At 36.4% G+C, this 17,139-nt stretch carries 13 protein-coding genes; 9 read left to right on the top strand and 4 right to left on the bottom strand.

Translation table 11 applies throughout. The features are described 5' to 3' along the window. Nucleotides 1-100 precede the first annotated feature (100 nt). Nucleotides 101-4,633: a DNA polymerase III subunit alpha gene (dnaE, locus tag AC3E9W_RS03890; RefSeq protein ID WP_488766986.1), complete on the bottom strand. Its 4,533-nt coding sequence runs from the start codon at nt 4,631-4,633 to the stop codon at nt 101-103. A 440-nt stretch (nt 4,634-5,073) separates the two neighbouring features. On the opposite strand from dnaE, the gene AC3E9W_RS03885 reads away from it, so the two are divergent. The 6 genes from AC3E9W_RS03885 (at nt 5,074) to leuB (ending at nt 12,659) form a co-directional block, all read left to right on the top strand. Further along, a complete protein-coding gene (locus tag AC3E9W_RS03885) occupies nt 5,074-5,877 on the top strand; it encodes an SDR family oxidoreductase (protein WP_488766984.1) in 804 nt (267 codons plus the stop codon). 242 nt (nt 5,878-6,119) lie between these two features. Then, a complete protein-coding gene (locus AC3E9W_RS03880; RefSeq protein ID WP_488766983.1) occupies nt 6,120-7,040 on the top strand; it encodes a helix-turn-helix domain-containing protein in 921 nt (306 codons plus the stop codon). 515 nt (nt 7,041-7,555) lie between these two features. Further along, nucleotides 7,556-8,950, top strand: coding sequence for a 3-isopropylmalate dehydratase large subunit (gene leuC, locus AC3E9W_RS03875; RefSeq protein WP_488766982.1), 1,395 nt, complete (start codon nt 7,556-7,558; stop codon nt 8,948-8,950). A 161-nt stretch (nt 8,951-9,111) separates the two neighbouring features. Then, the gene (leuD, locus tag AC3E9W_RS03870; protein ID WP_091490627.1) at nt 9,112-9,708 is read left to right on the top strand and encodes a 3-isopropylmalate dehydratase small subunit; all 597 of its coding nucleotides are present in this window, start codon (nt 9,112-9,114) and stop codon (nt 9,706-9,708) included. Between the two features lie 266 nt (nt 9,709-9,974). Then, nucleotides 9,975-11,495, top strand: coding sequence for an alpha-isopropylmalate synthase regulatory domain-containing protein (locus tag AC3E9W_RS03865; RefSeq protein ID WP_488766979.1), 1,521 nt, complete (start codon nt 9,975-9,977; stop codon nt 11,493-11,495). A gap of 108 nt (nt 11,496-11,603) precedes the next feature. Then, nucleotides 11,604-12,659 (top strand): 3-isopropylmalate dehydrogenase, encoded by a 1,056-nt coding sequence (gene leuB / locus AC3E9W_RS03860; protein ID WP_289664457.1) that lies wholly within the window; start codon nt 11,604-11,606, stop codon nt 12,657-12,659. A gap of 97 nt (nt 12,660-12,756) precedes the next feature. Here leuB and rbp read toward each other — a convergent pair whose 3' ends face one another. Together rbp and AC3E9W_RS03850 are read right to left on the bottom strand one after the other, a co-directional pair. Beyond that, the gene (gene rbp / locus AC3E9W_RS03855; RefSeq protein WP_306154737.1) at nt 12,757-13,128 is read right to left on the bottom strand and encodes an RNA-binding regulator; all 372 of its coding nucleotides are present in this window, start codon (nt 13,126-13,128) and stop codon (nt 12,757-12,759) included. A gap of 109 nt (nt 13,129-13,237) precedes the next feature. After that, nucleotides 13,238-13,726 (bottom strand): DUF6252 domain-containing protein, encoded by a 489-nt coding sequence (locus tag AC3E9W_RS03850; protein ID WP_488766977.1) that lies wholly within the window; start codon nt 13,724-13,726, stop codon nt 13,238-13,240. A gap of 183 nt (nt 13,727-13,909) precedes the next feature. Between AC3E9W_RS03850 and AC3E9W_RS03845 the strand changes: the two genes are divergently transcribed. The 3 genes from AC3E9W_RS03845 (at nt 13,910) to AC3E9W_RS03835 (ending at nt 15,794) form a co-directional block, all read left to right on the top strand. Further along, nucleotides 13,910-14,470, top strand: coding sequence for a 30S ribosomal protein S16 (locus tag AC3E9W_RS03845; protein ID WP_488766975.1), 561 nt, complete (start codon nt 13,910-13,912; stop codon nt 14,468-14,470). A 15-nt stretch (nt 14,471-14,485) separates the two neighbouring features. Then, nucleotides 14,486-15,010, top strand: coding sequence for a ribosome maturation factor RimM (gene rimM / locus AC3E9W_RS03840; protein WP_488766973.1), 525 nt, complete (start codon nt 14,486-14,488; stop codon nt 15,008-15,010). Between the two features lie 70 nt (nt 15,011-15,080). Further along, entirely contained in the window at nt 15,081-15,794 is a 714-nt protein-coding gene (locus tag AC3E9W_RS03835; protein WP_488766971.1) for a tRNA1(Val) (adenine(37)-N6)-methyltransferase, read from the top strand. Nucleotides 15,795-15,849: 55 nt separating this feature from the next. Here AC3E9W_RS03835 and AC3E9W_RS03830 read toward each other — a convergent pair whose 3' ends face one another. Further along, entirely contained in the window at nt 15,850-17,139 is a 1,290-nt protein-coding gene (locus AC3E9W_RS03830) for an HlyD family secretion protein (RefSeq protein WP_488766969.1), read from the bottom strand.

Below are 17,139 nucleotides of genomic sequence, written 5' to 3'. Positions count from 1 at the left end.
AAAACGTTGTAATTTGGCGCAATATTACTAAAAAACTATTATGCATGCATATTTTTAACTAAAAAAATTAACATCCGTTTAAATTTTAACTGTTAAATTTTTAGTTCAGTTTAAAATTAATCTGCATTTTTTCTAACTCTTGCAGTAATTCAGTTGAAATTCTAACCTTCAAACGGCGGCTAGGCATCGATAATTTGGTTACTACTTTTATCTCTTCAACCTCGTTTACTTCCTGAATTTTTGTATTTTCAGGACCATCTTCAGTTTCGTTTTCCACTTCAAAAACTGCATCTTCTGCTTCAAAATCTGTTGGCGTTTCTACCTCAACCAGCTTTTTTATTTTTTCCAATTCCATGATTTCAAAAGTCACCGAATTATCTCCTTTATTTTCATTAAACAAATGGCTCAGCTTATGTATAAATTCTGGATGAAGATCTTTAATATTCAATAATAAAATTAGTTTTTTAGCGAAAGCTTCCAAAATATCCTGCAACTGTCGAATCTCCACAAACTGCATTCTCGGATCGGTTTTCTTACCCGTATCATGATTTACCCAGCCATCTTTTATTAATATTTTCAAAAAGGCAAAATTGTTCTGAATCAAGAAATGACGGAATTTCAAATACTCCTCACCAAAAATCTTGAATTCATAACTCTCATCATAACCTTCTAAGTTAAACGCTGCCCACCCTTTTCCATTTTTGGCTACACGATGCTGTACGTTGTTGATGATTCCGGCAAAATGAAGATTCTTTCCAACATATTCGTTCATACTTTTCAAAGCTTCTAAACGGGCATTACAGAAATATTTCATTTCAAACCTAAAATCATCAAGCGGATGCCCGGAAATATAGATTCCGACCACCTCTTTTTCTTTCGCCAGTTTTTCCATTGTACTCCAGTCTTCACATGGCGGCACAACTGGTTCTGCAATCTGCACTTCACTCGCTTCTCCAAACAAACTTACTTGCGATGAGTTTTCATTTTCTTGAAATTTCGATCCGTAACGCATGGCTTTTTCGTAGAATGTAATTCCGTCTCCATCATCGTGAAAATACTGAGCTCTGGTTGTTCCTTCAAAAGAATCGAAACCTCCAGCCAAAGCTAAATTCTCAATCGCTTTTTTATTCGCAGCGCGCAAATCAATTCGCTTCGCCAAATCAAAAATCGACTTATATCTTCCGTCTTTTCTGTTTTCTACAATTGTTTCTACAGCTCCAGAACCAACCCCTTTAATCGCTCCCATTCCGAAACGAACGGCATAATCATCGTTTACCGTAAATTTATAGTAAGATTCGTTTACGTCTGGGCCTAAAACCTGTAAGCCCATACGTTTACATTCTTCCATGAAGAACGAAACCTGTTTGATATCGTTCATGTTATTCGAAAGTACCGCTGCCATATATTCAGCAGGATAATGCGCTTTCAAATAAGCCGTTTGATAGGCAATCCACGCATAACAAGTCGAGTGCGATTTGTTGAAGGCGTAACTCGCAAAGGCTTCCCAGTCTTTCCAGATTTTTTCTAGAACTTTGGCATCATGACCTTTTGCTGCCGCTTGTTCCACAAACTTCGGCTTCATTTTATCTAGTACGTCTTTTTGTTTCTTACCCATCGCTTTACGCAAGACGTCGGCCTCACCCTTTGTAAATCCAGCCAAAGACTGAGACAAAAGCATTACCTGTTCTTGGTAAACCGTAATTCCATAGGTTTCAGATAAATATTCGGCGCAGGCATCTAAATCGTATTTGATTTCCTCATCACCGTTTTTTCTTCGAACGAAAGACGGAATATACTCCAAAGGTCCTGGACGATACAAGGCATTCATGGCAATTAAATCTCCAAAAACCGTCGGTTTCAGATCTTTCATGTATTTCTGCATCCCAGGTGACTCGTATTGGAAGATTCCAACAGTTTCACCTCTTTGGAACAGCGCGTACGTTTCTTCATCATCAATCGGGAAATTATCTGGATTCAGCTCAATTCCCGTTCTATATTTTACCAGTTTTACGGTATCTTTTATCAGTGTAAGGGTCTTCAGACCCAAGAAGTCCATTTTCAAAAGACCTGCACTTTCAGCAACCGAGTTATCGAACTGTGTTACATATAAGTCCGAATCTTTTGCGGTAGTAACGGGAACATAATTCGTAATATCCGACGGTGTAATGATTACCCCGCAGGCGTGAATTCCCGTATTACGCATCGAACCTTCCAGAATTTTGGCCTGCTGAATGGTTTCTCCTGCTAAATCATCTTCATTGGCAATCGCGATTAATTCTTTTACATTGTCAAATTCATCTGAACGAAGGGCTTTTTTAACCTCATCTTCACTTTCAGAAATAAAACGCGCCAGATTCCATTTTGATGGCATCATCCCTGGAATCAATTTCGCAATTCTATCCGCTTCAAATAAAGGTAAATCCAGTACACGCGCCGTATCACGAATCGCCGATTTGGTCGCCATCTTACCATAAGTGATAATCTGCGCCACCTGTTTCTGTCCGTATTTGTTGATTACGTATTCCATTACACGTCCACGCCCCTCGTCATCAAAGTCGATATCAATATCGGGCATCGATACACGGTCAGGATTTAGGAAACGCTCAAAAAGCAAGTCGTATTTAATCGGGTCGATATTGGTAATTCCGAGACAGTATGCAACGGCAGAACCCGCTGCAGATCCACGTCCAGGTCCTACCGAGACGTCCATTTTTCTTGCCTCAGCAATGAAATCCTGTACGATCAAAAAGTAACCTGGATAACCTGAGTTTGAAATCGTTAATAACTCAAAGTCCAGACGTTCCTGAATTGATTCGGTAATTTCGCCATATCTTCTTTTCGCACCTTCCATCGTAAGGTGTCTCAAATAAGCATTTTCACCGCGAACACCATTGTCTTTTTCGTCTTCTGGATCAACAAACTCTTCTGGAATATCAAACTTCGGAAGCAATACGTCACGATAAAGTGAATATCCTTCCACTTTATCAATAATCTCCTGAATATTAATAATCGCTTCGGGAAGATCAGCAAAAAGCTTTTTCATCTCGTCTTGCGACTTATAATAGTATTCCTGATTCGGAAGTCCGTAACGGTAACCACGACCACGGCCAATTGGTGTTGCCTGTTTTTCACCGTCTTTTACACACAATAAAATGTCGTGCGCGTTGGCATCTTCTTTATTTAAATAATAGGTATTGTTGGTCGCAATTAATTTTACATTATGCTTTTGCGAAAACTCAATCAGGGTTTTGTTGACACGATTTTCATCTTCCTGATTGTGACGCATTATTTCTAAGTAGAAATCTTCGCCAAATTGTTCTTTCCACCAAATCAGAGCTTCTTCGGCTTGGTTCTCACCAATATTCAGGATTTTACTCGGAATTTCTCCGTATAAATTCCCAGACAAAACCATAATATCTCCTTTATATTGCTCAACAATTTTGCGGTCAATTCTCGGAACATAATAAAATCCATCAGTATACGCAATCGAGGCCATTTTTGCCAAGTTATGATAACCCGCTTTATTTTTAGCCATTAAAACAACTTGATAACCATTGTCTTTTTTGGATTTATCTAAATGGTTTTCACAAATATTAAATTCACACCCAACAATTGGTTTTATTTCAGTTTCTGTTGGCTCTTCCCCCGCTTCAACTAACGCTTTATTTTTGGCAGAAGCTCCTTTATTGTGGTTCATAACAGCGCTCACAAAGTGGAAAGCTCCCATCATGTTTCCAGTATCAGTCATTGCCACGGCAGGCATTCCGTTTTTGGCTGTAGCCGCAACGATATTCCCAATTCCGATTGTAGATTGAAGTACCGAAAACTGCGTATGATTGTGCAAATGCGCAAATTTTGCCGCTTTAAAGTCGGCTTTATCTTCTTCTGAAACAACTGTCTGCTGACCTTCTCCAGCCAGAGCTTTAAGTTGTTCTCTAATTTTATCAGAAGCCGCTTTTAAATTGATGTGTTTTAAACCAATAAGCTTAAACGGCTCTGGGTTTCTTTCCTGAAAATCTTTGAAATATTCTTTCGGAACGTCAAGCTCTTCTTTGGTAAAAACCTCTCTTCTCACCAATTCTAAGAAACAGCGCGTCGTTGCCTCAACGTCGGCAGTTGCGTTGTGCGCTTCCGCGAAAGGAACACTGAATAAATATTCGTGAAGTTCGGTCAATGTCGGAAGTTTGAATTTTCCTCCACGACCTCCTGGAAGCTGTAATAATGAAGCTGTAACTTCGGTACAAGTATCCAGAACCGGAATGGATGCCATAGGAGAATCAACTCCCATTCTATGCAATTCGGCGCCCATAATATTAACGTCGAATCCTAAATTCTGACCAACGATAAATTTGGTTTTGCTTAAAGCGATATTGAATTTCTCCAAAACTTCGGCCAGCGTGATTCCGTCGGCTTCTGCCAGTTCGGTAGAAATTCCGTGAATACGTTCGGCGTCATACGGAATATTAAATCCCTCTGGTTTTACCAAATAATCCTGATGCTCGATAAGCTGCCCCATTTCGTCATGCAATTGCCATGCGATTTGTATACAGCGAGGCCAGTTATCAGAATCGGTAATTGGCGCGTCCCAGCGTTTTGGTAATCCGGTTGTTTCGGTATCGAATATTAAATACATATATTTTTATAGAAAAGTCAAAAATTAAAGTCCAAATTCCAAATCTTTCCTATTGTAAATATTTGACAATATGAAACATAACTAAATGCGAAATGAAAAATGGAAGGAAGTCAAATTTACGCTTTTTTTAGAGAAATAACGAAACGAAAGTTGTTAACAAAAGCACTTTTAACACCTATACAAAATGCAATTCTTCAACGCGGATGAAACGGATTCGTTATCACGAAGACGCAGATAAAAACGGATTTTTTACTTACAATATAAAAATCCGTTTTAATCCGCGTTTTTGCAAAGCAAATCAGCTTCATCCGCGTTATAATTTTACATTAAAAATGTTCAATTATCCATTTTGGATACTCATTACACCAAAATGAACACTTTTAAGCTGTGGTGTATCCTGAACTTTGCTTCATCAAATTATAACATTAAAAATAATAATCATGAAAACAATTTTTATCACAGGCGCATCATCAGGTTTAGGAAAAGCAACAGCAAAATTATTTCAGGCAAAAGGCTGGAATGTAATCGCTACAATGAGAAATCCTGAAAAAGAAACAGAACTTTCTAATTTAGCAAACGTAACGCTTTTACCTTTAGACGTTACCAATTTTGATCAGATTCAAAGCACGGTTCAAAAAGCACTTGAATTAAGCGATATTGATATCGTTTACAACAATGCCGGTTACGGTTTAATTGGTCCTTTGGAAAGTCTTAGCGATGCACAAATTACCAAACAACTTGACACTAATTTATTGGGCGTAATTCGTATTACAAATGCTTTTATTCCTTATTTCAGAGAAAGAAAAAGCGGGTTGTTTATCTCTACAACTTCTATCGGCGGATTGATCGCTTTTCCTTTAGGATCAGTTTACCACGCCACAAAATGGGGATTGGAAGGTTGGAGCGAAAGTATGGCTTACGAATTGAATCCTTTTGGAGTGCACATTAAAACGGTTTCTCCGGGCGGAATTAAAACCGAATTTATTCACGGTTCTCTTGACACAGGAACAAAACCGGAATATGAAGCTATGACCAACAATATGTTTGCAAGTGTTGATGCGATGTTTCAAATGGCATCAACTCCAGAACAAATTGCCGAAGTCGTTTACGAAGCCGCAACCGACGGAAAAAATCAATTGAGATATGTAGCCGGCGAAGATGCTAAAGCACTTTACAAACAAAGACTGGAGCAAGGCGATGAAGTTTTTCGCGAAGCATTTGGTAAACAGTTTTTTGGAGAATAATAAAAATAGCTTCGGAGAAGCGAAATATTTATAGAAATCATATTTCCTATTAATAGCAAAGCTCCAGCGGAGCGAAATACATCAGTATTAAAATATTTCGCTCCGCCGGAGCTCTTTTGCATCTGCATGGTTGGATTTCTATAAATATTTCGCTTCTCCGAAGCTGTTTTTTTCTAAATAAATAGGTTGCTTAATTGTTACTGAAAAACCTAATTAATCTTTTAATTTCATACATTTATATCATGGAAAAGAAAAATAATCCTCCTGCAAAAATTTCTTCTATCTCACAGTTTCACAGCTTATTGAATCTGCCCAAACCGCTTAATCCGATGATTAGTTTGGTCGATAACACGCAGCTGGTTATAAATGGCGATTTAGACAATAGTTCTTTTCTGCTTGAATTTTATAAAATATCCTATAAATTTTCGACCAACGGAAAAATGGGTTACGGTCAGGGTTATTACGATTTTAATGAAGGCGGATTGATGTTTGCTTCTCCCAATCAATTGATTTTTACGGATAATGAAGAAGGCGCAAAATATGGCGGTTTCACTTTGCTTTTTCATCCCGATTTTATCCGCAATTATCCTCTGGGAAAAAGCATTAAAAAATACAGTTTCTTTTCTTATGATACGAATGAAGCGCTTCATCTTTCAGACAGCGAGAAAGCCATTATTATTGGCTTATTAAAAAGCATTGATAACGAACTTCATACTGCGATTGACGAAATGAGTCAGGACGTAATTGTTTCTTATATAGATGTTTTGCTCAATTACAGCAATCGTTTTTACAAACGCCAGTTCATTACCAGAAAAACCATCAGTCACGATTTGTTATTGAAGGTTGAGGAAACGCTTGATAATTATTTTAATAATGCCGAAAGCTTAAAAAGAGGCTTACCAACGGTCGATTTTCTGGCTTCAAAAATTAATGTATCTACGCATTATTTAAGCGATATGCTCCGCAATTTAACGGGACAAAATGCGCAACAGCACATTCATTCCAAACTAATCGAAAAATCAAAAGATTTCTTGATTACGACCAATCTTTCAGTTGCAGAAATTGCTTATCAATTAGGTTTTGAATATCCGCAATCCTTCAGCAAATTATTCAAAAAGAAAACCAATTTAACGCCTTTGGAGTTTAAAAATTCGCTGAATTAATTCTCAAAAAACATCCAATCATCCAACCCATTTTCTTCCTAAAATTCATAAAAAAATACAAAAATTCACTTCTTGGATGTCGTAGTATTTTAGTCTTTTTTTGAAGACATAGAATCATTCTAAAAAGCTTTTTTCAATTAAAAAAAAGCAAAAAAACGTGTTTTTTATAAATTTTAAAAACTGTCAATTATTACTATTTTTATTCATTTTGTTACATTTTTTCAAAACAAACACTGTATTTTATAGTGATTTTGAGATAAATTTGCAAACTATTAAAACAAAGAACAATAAAGCAGAATTAAATCTGAAAAAGAAAAACAAAATCAGTTTCTAAATCATTTTTCTGTCAAATTTGAAGTTGCAAATGCCAATTGGCAATTTGTAATTTAGTTTGGGTATCGTATATAATGAAATATTGAAATTGACGCTTTTTTATCTTTTTTTACTTTTGTTTTGCTATTATAATGAACAGGAAAGGCTGTAGTTATAGAATTACATTTAAAAAAAAATAAAAAATGAGTAAGACATTATTTGACAAAGTATGGGATTCACACGTTGTGCGTAAAATTGAAGATGGACCAGATGTGTTTTTTATTGACCGTCATTTCATTCATGAAGTAACGAGCCCTGTTGCTTTTTTAGGATTAAAATCAAGAGGCGTTAACGTTCTATATCCAGAACGTACTTTTGCAACTGCAGACCACAATACACCGACTATAAACCAGCATTTACCTGTTGCAGATCCTTTGTCTGCAAATCAGCTTAAAGCGCTTGAAGACAATGCAACTGAATATGGAATTTCGCACTGGGGATTAGGTCACCAAAAAAATGGTATTGTACACGTAGTTGGTCCTGAAAACGGAATTACTTTGCCAGGTGCTACTATTGTATGTGGTGACTCGCATACGTCTACTCACGGTGCTTTTGGAGCTATCGCTTTTGGTATCGGAACTTCTGAGGTTGAAATGGTGCTTTCTACTCAATGTATTATGCAACCAAAACCAAAGAAAATGCGTATTAACGTAAATGGACAACTAAGTAAAGGTGTTGGACCAAAAGACGTTGCGCTTTACATTATTGCACAATTGACTACTTCTGGAGGAACTGGATATTTTGTTGAATACGCTGGTGATGTTTTTGAAAACATGACTATGGAAGGCCGTATGACTGTTTGTAATTTAAGTATCGAAATGGGTGCTCGTGGAGGAATGATTGCTCCTGACCAAACTACTTTCGATTTCCTTGAAGGAAGACTTTACGCTCCAAAAGGAGAAGCTTGGACTAAAGCAGTTGAATACTGGAAAACTCTTAAAACGGATGCAGATGCTGTTTTTGATGCTGAATTAAACATCAAAGCGTCTGACATTGAACCAATGATTACTTATGGTACTAACCCTGGAATGGGAATTGGTATCACCAAACATATTCCGAATGCTAATGAAGTTGAAGGCGGCGAGGAAACTTACAAAAAATCTTTAGCTTACATGGGCTTCAACGAAGACGACGTAATGATCGGAAAACAAATCGATTACGTTTTCTTAGGAAGCTGTACAAACGGACGTATTGAAGATTTTAGAGCTTTTGCTGAAATTGTAAAAGGAAGAAAAAAAGCGGACAATGTTACAGCTTGGTTAGTTCCGGGTTCTCACGTTGTTGAAGCTCAGATTAAAGAAGAAGGAATTTTAGATATTTTAACTGAAGCTGGTTTCGTATTGCGTCAGCCTGGATGTTCTGCTTGTTTAGCAATGAACGATGATAAAGTTCCTGCTGGAAAATATGCAGTAAGTACTTCAAACAGAAACTTTGAAGGTCGTCAAGGTCCTGGTTCAAGAACGCTTTTAGCAAGTCCAATTATGGCTGCTGCAGCCGCGGTTACAGGGAAACTAACGGATCCAAGGGAATTATTTTAAATTGGAGATTTTAGATTTTAGATTGCTCACTTTGCGTAATCTTCATCTAAATTTCTTCAAATAAAAATTCATTCACATTATTAATACAAAAAGATTTTAGCGTTTAGATTTCGACCAGAGAAGAAAATCTAAAATCTAAAATCCAAAAATCTAAAATTAAAATGGCATACGATAAATTTAATATACTTACTAGCAGCGGAGTTCCGTTGCCAATTGAGAACGTAGATACAGATCAAATTATTCCAGCTCGTTTCTTAAAAGCTACAAAACGTGAAGGTTTTGGAGATAACCTTTTTAGAGACTGGAGATACAATGGAGACGATACTCCAAAAGCAGATTTCGTTTTAAACAACCCAACATACAGCGGAAAAATCCTTGTAGGAGGAAAAAACTTCGGTTCTGGATCTTCTAGAGAGCACGCGGCATGGGCAGTTTACGATTACGGATTCCGCGCCGTAGTTTCTTCTTTCTTTGCAGATATCTTCAAAGGAAACTGTTTAAATATTGGTGTTTTGCCAGTACAAATCAGCCCTGAGTTTTTAGCAAATATTTTCAAAGCTATCGAAGCTGATCCTAAAACAGAATTAGAAATCAATCTTCCAAACCAAACGATTACTTTATTGTCAACTGGTGAGCAAGAATCATTTGCTATTAACGGATACAAAAAGAACAACCTAATCAATGGTTTTGACGACATTGATTATTTACAAGATATGAAAGAGGATATTAAAGCTTTCGCTGATAAACTTCCTTACTAATAGCAATATCATTCAGTCTATTAGACCCGAAAGGCTTCAAAACCTCTCGGGTCTTTCTAGAATATAGAACGCGGATGACACAGATTTGCTACCGCAATCCCGATAGCTATCGGGAGCAGATTGACGCTGATTTTTTAATTATTATATATTAAAAATCCGTTTTTTTCAGCGCCTTCGCGAAAGCGAATCCGTAAAATCAGCGTCAAATATGCGCAATGAAATATATTTAGCAATTGCGTCAAAACACTAAGAATTAGAATATCAATATGGAAAAAAGAAAAATTGAAATAATGGATACAACGCTCCGCGACGGCGAACAAACGTCTGGGGTATCTTTTTCTGCTGCAGAAAAACTGACCATTGCACAATTATTGTTGGAGGAATTAAATATTGATAGAATCGAAATTGCTTCTGCACGCGTGAGCGAGGGAGAATTTCAAGCTGTAAAAGGCATTACTTCATGGGCTGAAGAACGTGGTTATATTGACAGAATCGAAGTTCTTACGTTTGTAGACGGCGGTGTTTCGATTGACTGGATGAAAAAAGCGGGTGCGAAAGTGCAGAATTTATTGACCAAAGGCTCAATGAATCACTTAACGCATCAGTTAAAGAAAACGCCTGAACAACATTTTGCCGAAATTGCTCAAATTATCGCTTCCGCTAAAGAAAATGACATTGAAACCAATGTTTACTTAGAAGACTGGAGCAACGGAATGAGAAATTCTCCAGATTATGTTTTTCAATTTTTAGATTTCTTATCGACTCAGCCAGTTAAAAGAATTTTATTGCCTGATACTTTAGGTGTTTTAATTCCGTCTTTGACATTCGAATTTATTTCAAAAATAAAAGCAAAATATCCTCAGATTCACTTTGATTTCCACGCGCATAACGACTACGATTTAAGCGTTGCTAACGTGATGGAAGCCGTAAAAGCTGGAATCAACGGACTTCACGTTACGGTAAACGGAATGGGAGAACGTGCCGGAAATGCTCCTCTTGAAAGCACTGTCGCGGTTATAAACGATTATATGCCAGAAGTACACATTGGCATTAAAGAAACATCTTTGTATTCTGTAAGTAAGCTAGTGGAGACTTTTACGGGTTATAGAATCCCTGCCAACAAACCAATTGTAGGCGATAACGTTTTTACGCAAACTGCCGGAATTCATGCCGATGGCGACAACAAAAACAATTTGTATTTTAATGACTTGCTTCCGGAACGCTTTGGAAGAAAAAGAAAATACGCACTCGGAAAAACTTCAGGCAAAGCCAATATCGAAAAGAATCTTCAAGAATTAGGTTTAAAATTAAACAACGAAGATTTGAAATTGGTGACCCAAAGAATTATCGAACTGGGCGACAAAAAAGAAACTGTAACCAAAGAAGATCTTCCCTACATTATTTCTGATGTTTTGGACAGTCATACGTACGAAGAAAAAATCACAATCAATTCTTATATGCTGGTTCATTCTAAAGGAATGCGCCCTTCGACGACTTTGTCTCTAAATTTAAACGGAGAAATAATCGAAGAAAACGCTCAAGGAGACGGTCAGTTTGATGCTTTTATGAATGCTTTATCAAAGATTTACAAAAGCAAAAAATTAACGCTTCCAAAATTGATTGATTATGCCGTAAGAATCCCACCTGGAAGTAGTTCTGACGCTTTATGCGAAACAATTATTACTTGGGTAAATAACGGAAAAGAATTTAAAACCAGAGGTTTAGATTCAGATCAAACGGTTGCAGCGATAATTGCAACACAGAAAATGTTGAACATTATAACTTAATATAGTTGCAAAGATTCAAAGTGACAAAGAAGCAAAGATTTTTGACCTGCTTTGAAAACTTTGAATCTTTGTCACTTTGTCACTTTGAACCTTAATAACACACATAGAATGAAATTAAACATAGCCCTTTTAGCTGGTGACGGAATCGGACCAGAAGTAATCGATCAAGCCGTAAAAGTATCAGATGCTATTGCACAAAAATTTGGACATGAAATTACTTGGAAACCAGCTTTAACTGGTGCCGCTGCAATTGATGCTGTTGGCGAGCCTTATCCAGATGCAACACACGAAGTTTGTAAAAATGCCGATGCCGTTCTTTTTGGAGCAATCGGTCATCCAAAATACGATAACGATCCTTCTGCACCAGTTCGTCCAGAGCAAGGTTTGTTAAAAATGCGTAAAGCATTAGGTTTGTTTGCAAACGTAAGACCAACTTTTACATTTCCTTCATTATTAGACAAATCTCCATTAAAAAGAGAAAGAATCGAAGGAACAGATTTAGTTTTCTTAAGAGAATTAACTGGCGGAATCTACTTCGGAGAAAAAGGAAGAAAAGATAACGGAGACACTGCTTATGACAACTGTGTTTATACAAGAGCTGAAGTACAGCGTTTGGCTAAAAAAGGTTTCGAATTGGCAATGACTCGTTCTAAAAAATTATGTTGTGTGGACAAAGCAAACGTTTTGGAAACTTCACGTTTGTGGAGAGAAACGGTTCAGGCAATGGAAAAAGACTACCCAGAAGTTGAAGTAAGCTACGAATTTGTTGATGCAGTTGCGATGCGTTTGGTTCAATGGCCAAATTCTTATGACGTATTGATTACAGAAAACTTATTTGGAGATATTTTAACAGATGAAGCTTCTGTAATTTCTGGCTCAATGGGATTAATGCCTTCTGCATCTATGGGAGCTGAAGTATCTTTATTTGAACCAATTCACGGTTCTTACCCTCAAGCTACAGGATTGAACATTGCTAATCCAATGGCTACTGTTTTATCTGCTGCTATGATGTTCGAAAACTTCGGATTGATGGAAGAAGGAAAAGCAATGAGAGATGCTGTAAACAAAGCTTTAGAAGCTGGAGTAGTTACTGAAGATTTAGCTAACGGAGGCAAAGCCTACGGAACTAAAGAAGTTGGTGACTGGTTGGCTGCGAATGTATAATTAGTTAATTTTTGTTTCAGGTTGCAGGTTGCTGGAACTTGAAACAAAAAAAGGGATCAATGAAAATTGATCCCTTTTATATTTTAGAAAAAAAATATTAATATCCTCCTCTGTTTCCACCACGGTCATTTCCATAACCACCACGGTCATTTCCACCACGGTTGTTTCCATAACCACCACGGTCGTTTCCGCCACGGTTGTTATTAAAACTTCTTCTTTCGCCTTCTGGTTTAGGCTCAGATTTATTCACAACAATTGTACGTCCTGAAACTACAGCACCGTTCAATTCATCGATAGCTTTTTGAGCCTCACTATCATTTGGCATTTCAACAAAACCAAATCCTTTACTTCTTCCAGTAAATTTATCAGTAATAATTTTAACAGAGTCAACTGCACCATAAGCCTCAAAAGACTCTCTTAAATCTGCTTCCTCAATACTGAATGGAAGGCTTCCAACAAAAATATTCATAGATATTTATTTATAATACTTGACAAATGTAGTCTTATTTTTTTCTAATCTACTATATATAAGTTTATTTAAGTTTTTATTTGGATTTAAGCATAACCGAATAGCAGTATTATTCGGCTGAAATTTTATTATCTGACCCTATCTTAATTTTATAAAAAACACCTTCTGTAAAATGTATTTCCTGTTTTTCAGCGTCAGGATTAGTATTAACAGCCGTAAATTTGAATGTTCCCGAAATAGTATTTTCTTCCTTATTATATTCGGTCACTGTAATTTCTCCATTTCCTTTACCTGCTCCAGTGCTAAATACTGCTTCTTGTCCTTCATTTGTATTTTTATAAACGGCCTTTGTATTATCATCCACACCTAAGACAAAAGTTTTCTCAGCTATTTCAGGAAGCTGAAAATTGATTTGTTCGTAGCCAAGAGAACTTTCGACAATAAAAACTCCATTCGTTTCTATTTCTACTCCATAAATTTGAGCTCTCCAAAAAGTATTGTCTTTTAGAGCCTGAAAAGCGGTATTATTAGATGCAATATCTGACGTACAAGATCCTAGCAGAAGTATAAGTGATAAAAAACAGAAGTATTTTTTCATGTTTAAAAATGAATTTGATGCAGACTTAATACACTAAGAACTTTAACTAAAAAGTCAAAAAAATGCTAAAAAAACAGCTCTTAGATATTTAATGCTTTTTGAAACGTATATTTCGTAAAAAAATTATATCTTTGCGCCCTTAATTAACAGAGGTCGAGTACCTCAAAATTTAATCATTAGATTATGTCAGTAAAAATTAGATTACAAAGACACGGTAAAAAAGGAAAACCTTTTTACTGGGTTGTAGCTGCAGATGCACGCTCAAAAAGAGATGGTAAATACTTAGAGAAAATCGGTACTTACAATCCAAACACTAACCCAGCAACTGTTGAGCTAGATCTTGACAGCGCAGTAAAATGGTTACACAATGGTGCACAACCAACTGATACTGCAAGAGCAATCCTTTCTTACAAAGGTGCTTTATTGAAACACCACCTTGATGGAGGTATCCGCAAAGGAGCTTTAACTCAAGAGCAAGCAGACGCTAAATTAGCAGCTTGGTTAGAGGCTAAAACTGGAAAAGTTGATGCTAAGAAAGATGGTTTATCTAAAGCAAAAGCAGATGTTAAAGCTAACGCTTTAAAAGCTGAAAAAGAAGTAAACGCTAAACGTGCTCAAGCTCAAGCTGAAGCGCTTGCTGCTGCTACTGCTGTTGAAGAAGCTCCTGCTGAAGAAGTTGCTGAAGTTGAAGCAACTGAAGAAGCTCCTGCTGCTGAAGAGAATAACGAAACAACTGAAGCATAATTTTACTTAGCGATAATGCATAAAGAAGACTGTTTTTATTTAGGTAAAATCGCTAAAAAATTTAGTTTCAAAGGTGAAGTTCTGATCTATTTAGATACAGACGAACCTGAGTTATACGAAAATCTGGAATCAGTGTTTGTTGAACACAACAAACACTTGGTTCCTTTTTTTATTGAGTCAAGCTCAATGCACAAAAACGACTTTCTGAGAGTTCGTTTTGAAGATGTCAATACCGAAGAAGAAGCTGATGCTATTATTGGAAACGGTATTTATCTTCCTTTATCTATGTTACCAAAACTTAGCGGTAACAAATTCTACTTTCACGAAGTTATTGGTTTTGAAATTGAAGACAAACGTTTAGGCGTTTTCGGAAAAATAACTTCTATCAATGATTCAACTGCCCAACCTCTTTTTGAAGTTTTAAATGGCGAAGTTGAAATCTTAGTTCCAATGATTGACCAATTTTTGGTAAAAATCGACCGCGAGAACAAAAAGGTTGTTATGGATCTTCCTGAGGGATTGATCGAGATGTACCTGTAAAAAAGTATTCAGTGTTCAGTTTTGAGTGTTCAGTTTTCTTATTGAACTTATAATCTCTAATTTCTTATTTATGTCTAAATTCACTTTTAAGCAATTTTCTGTTTTACAAGACAAAACCGCAATGAAAGTAGGCACAGATGGTGTTTTATTAGGCGCATGGGCTCCTGTTTCTCATCATCCGTTTAGTGTATTAGATATTGGTGCGGGAACCGGAATTATTGCTTTGATGATCGCACAGCGTTCTAGCGCAGAACAAATTGATGCTTTGGAAATTGATGAAGATGCATACGAACAAGCGGTAGAAAATTTTGAAAGTTCTCCTTGGGGCGATCGTTTATTTTGTTTTCATGCAGGTTTGGATGAATTTATAGAAGAACCTGAGGATGAATATGATTTAATTGTTTCGAATCCGCCGTTCTATGCTGAAAATTATAAAACAGAAAGTGAACAACGTGATTTAGCGCGTTTTCAAGATGCAATGCCTTTTGAAGAAATTGTTGAAGCTGCCGATCTATTACTTTCTGAAAATGGTATTCTTGCGATTATTATTCCTTTCAAAGAAGAAGAAAAATTTATTGCTTTGGCAAAAGAAGCAGAACTATATCCAATAAAAATTACAAGAGTAAAAGGAACTCCGACTTCTGAAATCAAACGTAGTTTGTTGGCTTTTAGCCGAAATGAAATTTCAGAAATCGAAGTTAATGAATTAGTTATCGAAATTGACAGACATGTTTATACTCCGGAATATATCGAATTAACTAAAGAATTTTATTTGAAGATGTAAAAAAACATCTTTATCAAAGCTTAAAACTTTGACAAAGATTTGTACACAGCGCTTTTTAAACTTGTTCAAAAATATTTTTAAACTGATATAAAATTCGTTCTATTAAACGCAGATCTTCGGTTACAATTTCTGCGCTTCCTTTCATTTCCTGCTGAAAGGCAATCTGTTTGTTATAAGAAGTTTTTAATCCGTTTGGAAGTGCCACGTCCAGCAATAAATTTCCATCTTTATCTGGCACAAGAGAAATATTTTTTATTTCGCCTTTCAGAACGCCAAATTCTCTATCAGGATAATTGGCCAGTCGAATATTGACTCTCTGCCCCACTTTAATTTTTCCTGAATTTAAAGCCGGCGCTTTTACTTTTCCTATAAAGCTGTTTTTTGCATCTGGAATGATCGAAAATACATTATCACCCACATTTATGGTCTGATTCTCATTCCAGACTTGCAGGAAAGTAACTTTTCCGCTAATCGAAGATTTTAAGGCGTATGCCAGTTCCCAATCGCGTATTACTTTCTTTAACTGATAAAAAGATTGTGAAACGCTGCGTCCGAGATTAACTTCTTCTCTGGTGCTATTTATCTGCGAATTCTGGCTCGATTTTGTATTGTCAATAAGAGAAGACCTCAGTTGGGAAATTGATAACAATAAACTCCTGTAATTCTTTTGTGCCTGTAGAAAATTCAGTTTCTTGGCTTCCATTTCCTGAGCCGAAATAATTCCTTTATTAAATAAAGTTTCAAAACGGGCAACTTCATTTTTCTGAAGCTCCAATTCGCGCTCGTTAATTACTTTCTGCTGCTGCAGAATTTCTAACCGCTCTGTAATCTGGATTTTTTCTGATCGCTGTGCTCTGCTTTCTATTTCAAAAGGATGCAGATCCTGGTTTAATTCCTGCGCCTGATAATCTTTTTGAAATACAGCAAACGCGCTTTCTATTTCACCTAACTGTTTGTTTTTTAATAATTCAAAAGGAAATTCTTTTTTAGAATTGTTTATATCGTATTTGTCCACAATATCTTTTAACAAAAAAACATCTTTGTAGTTGGCTGTATTTTCGATAATGGCCAACGTGCTGTTTTTGGCAACTACGGTTTTATTTCTAACCAGAATGGCTTCAATGCGCCCAGAGGTTTTTGACACTATTTTCTCTGGGGGAATATTAGTAGTAATTACAATTTCTGTCCTTACAACGTCTGGATATTTTACAAACCACGAAACAAAAAACAGCATGATAATTATGGCAAATATTAGAACTGTTCCCCATCGTATCATCCAATGCGGTACTTTGGTCAGGATATCCTGCACTTCTTCGCTTCTTAATTCAAATGTATCTTCGTTCAT

The sequence above is a fragment of the Flavobacterium sp. 38 genome (genome assembly GCF_057799715.1).
The sequence above is the reverse complement of the archived record's forward strand: the minus strand, read 5'-3'. Positions and strand labels throughout refer to the sequence as shown.

What these genes read in the sequence shown, in the direction of transcription:
- rbp (WP_306154737.1), bottom strand. Translation starts at nt 13,128, where the DNA reads ATGAATATTTTTGTTGGAAGCCTTCCATTCAGTATTGAGGAAGCAGAT.
- rimM (WP_488766973.1), top strand. Translation starts at nt 14,486, where the DNA reads ATGCATAAAGAAGACTGTTTTTATTTAGGTAAAATCGCTAAAAAATTT.
- AC3E9W_RS03830 (WP_488766969.1), bottom strand. Translation starts at nt 17,139, where the DNA reads ATGAACGAAGATACATTTGAATTAAGAAGCGAAGAAGTGCAGGATATC.
- dnaE (WP_488766986.1), bottom strand. Translation starts at nt 4,633, where the DNA reads ATGTATTTAATATTCGATACCGAAACAACCGGATTACCAAAACGCTGG.
- AC3E9W_RS03880 (WP_488766983.1), top strand. Translation starts at nt 6,120, where the DNA reads ATGGAAAAGAAAAATAATCCTCCTGCAAAAATTTCTTCTATCTCACAG.
- AC3E9W_RS03865 (WP_488766979.1), top strand. Translation starts at nt 9,975, where the DNA reads ATGGAAAAAAGAAAAATTGAAATAATGGATACAACGCTCCGCGACGGC.
- leuD (WP_091490627.1), top strand. Translation starts at nt 9,112, where the DNA reads ATGGCATACGATAAATTTAATATACTTACTAGCAGCGGAGTTCCGTTG.
- AC3E9W_RS03845 (WP_488766975.1), top strand. Translation starts at nt 13,910, where the DNA reads ATGTCAGTAAAAATTAGATTACAAAGACACGGTAAAAAAGGAAAACCT.
- AC3E9W_RS03835 (WP_488766971.1), top strand. Translation starts at nt 15,081, where the DNA reads ATGTCTAAATTCACTTTTAAGCAATTTTCTGTTTTACAAGACAAAACC.
- leuC (WP_488766982.1), top strand. Translation starts at nt 7,556, where the DNA reads ATGAGTAAGACATTATTTGACAAAGTATGGGATTCACACGTTGTGCGT.
- leuB (WP_289664457.1), top strand. Translation starts at nt 11,604, where the DNA reads ATGAAATTAAACATAGCCCTTTTAGCTGGTGACGGAATCGGACCAGAA.
- AC3E9W_RS03885 (WP_488766984.1), top strand. Translation starts at nt 5,074, where the DNA reads ATGAAAACAATTTTTATCACAGGCGCATCATCAGGTTTAGGAAAAGCA.
- AC3E9W_RS03850 (WP_488766977.1), bottom strand. Translation starts at nt 13,726, where the DNA reads ATGAAAAAATACTTCTGTTTTTTATCACTTATACTTCTGCTAGGATCT.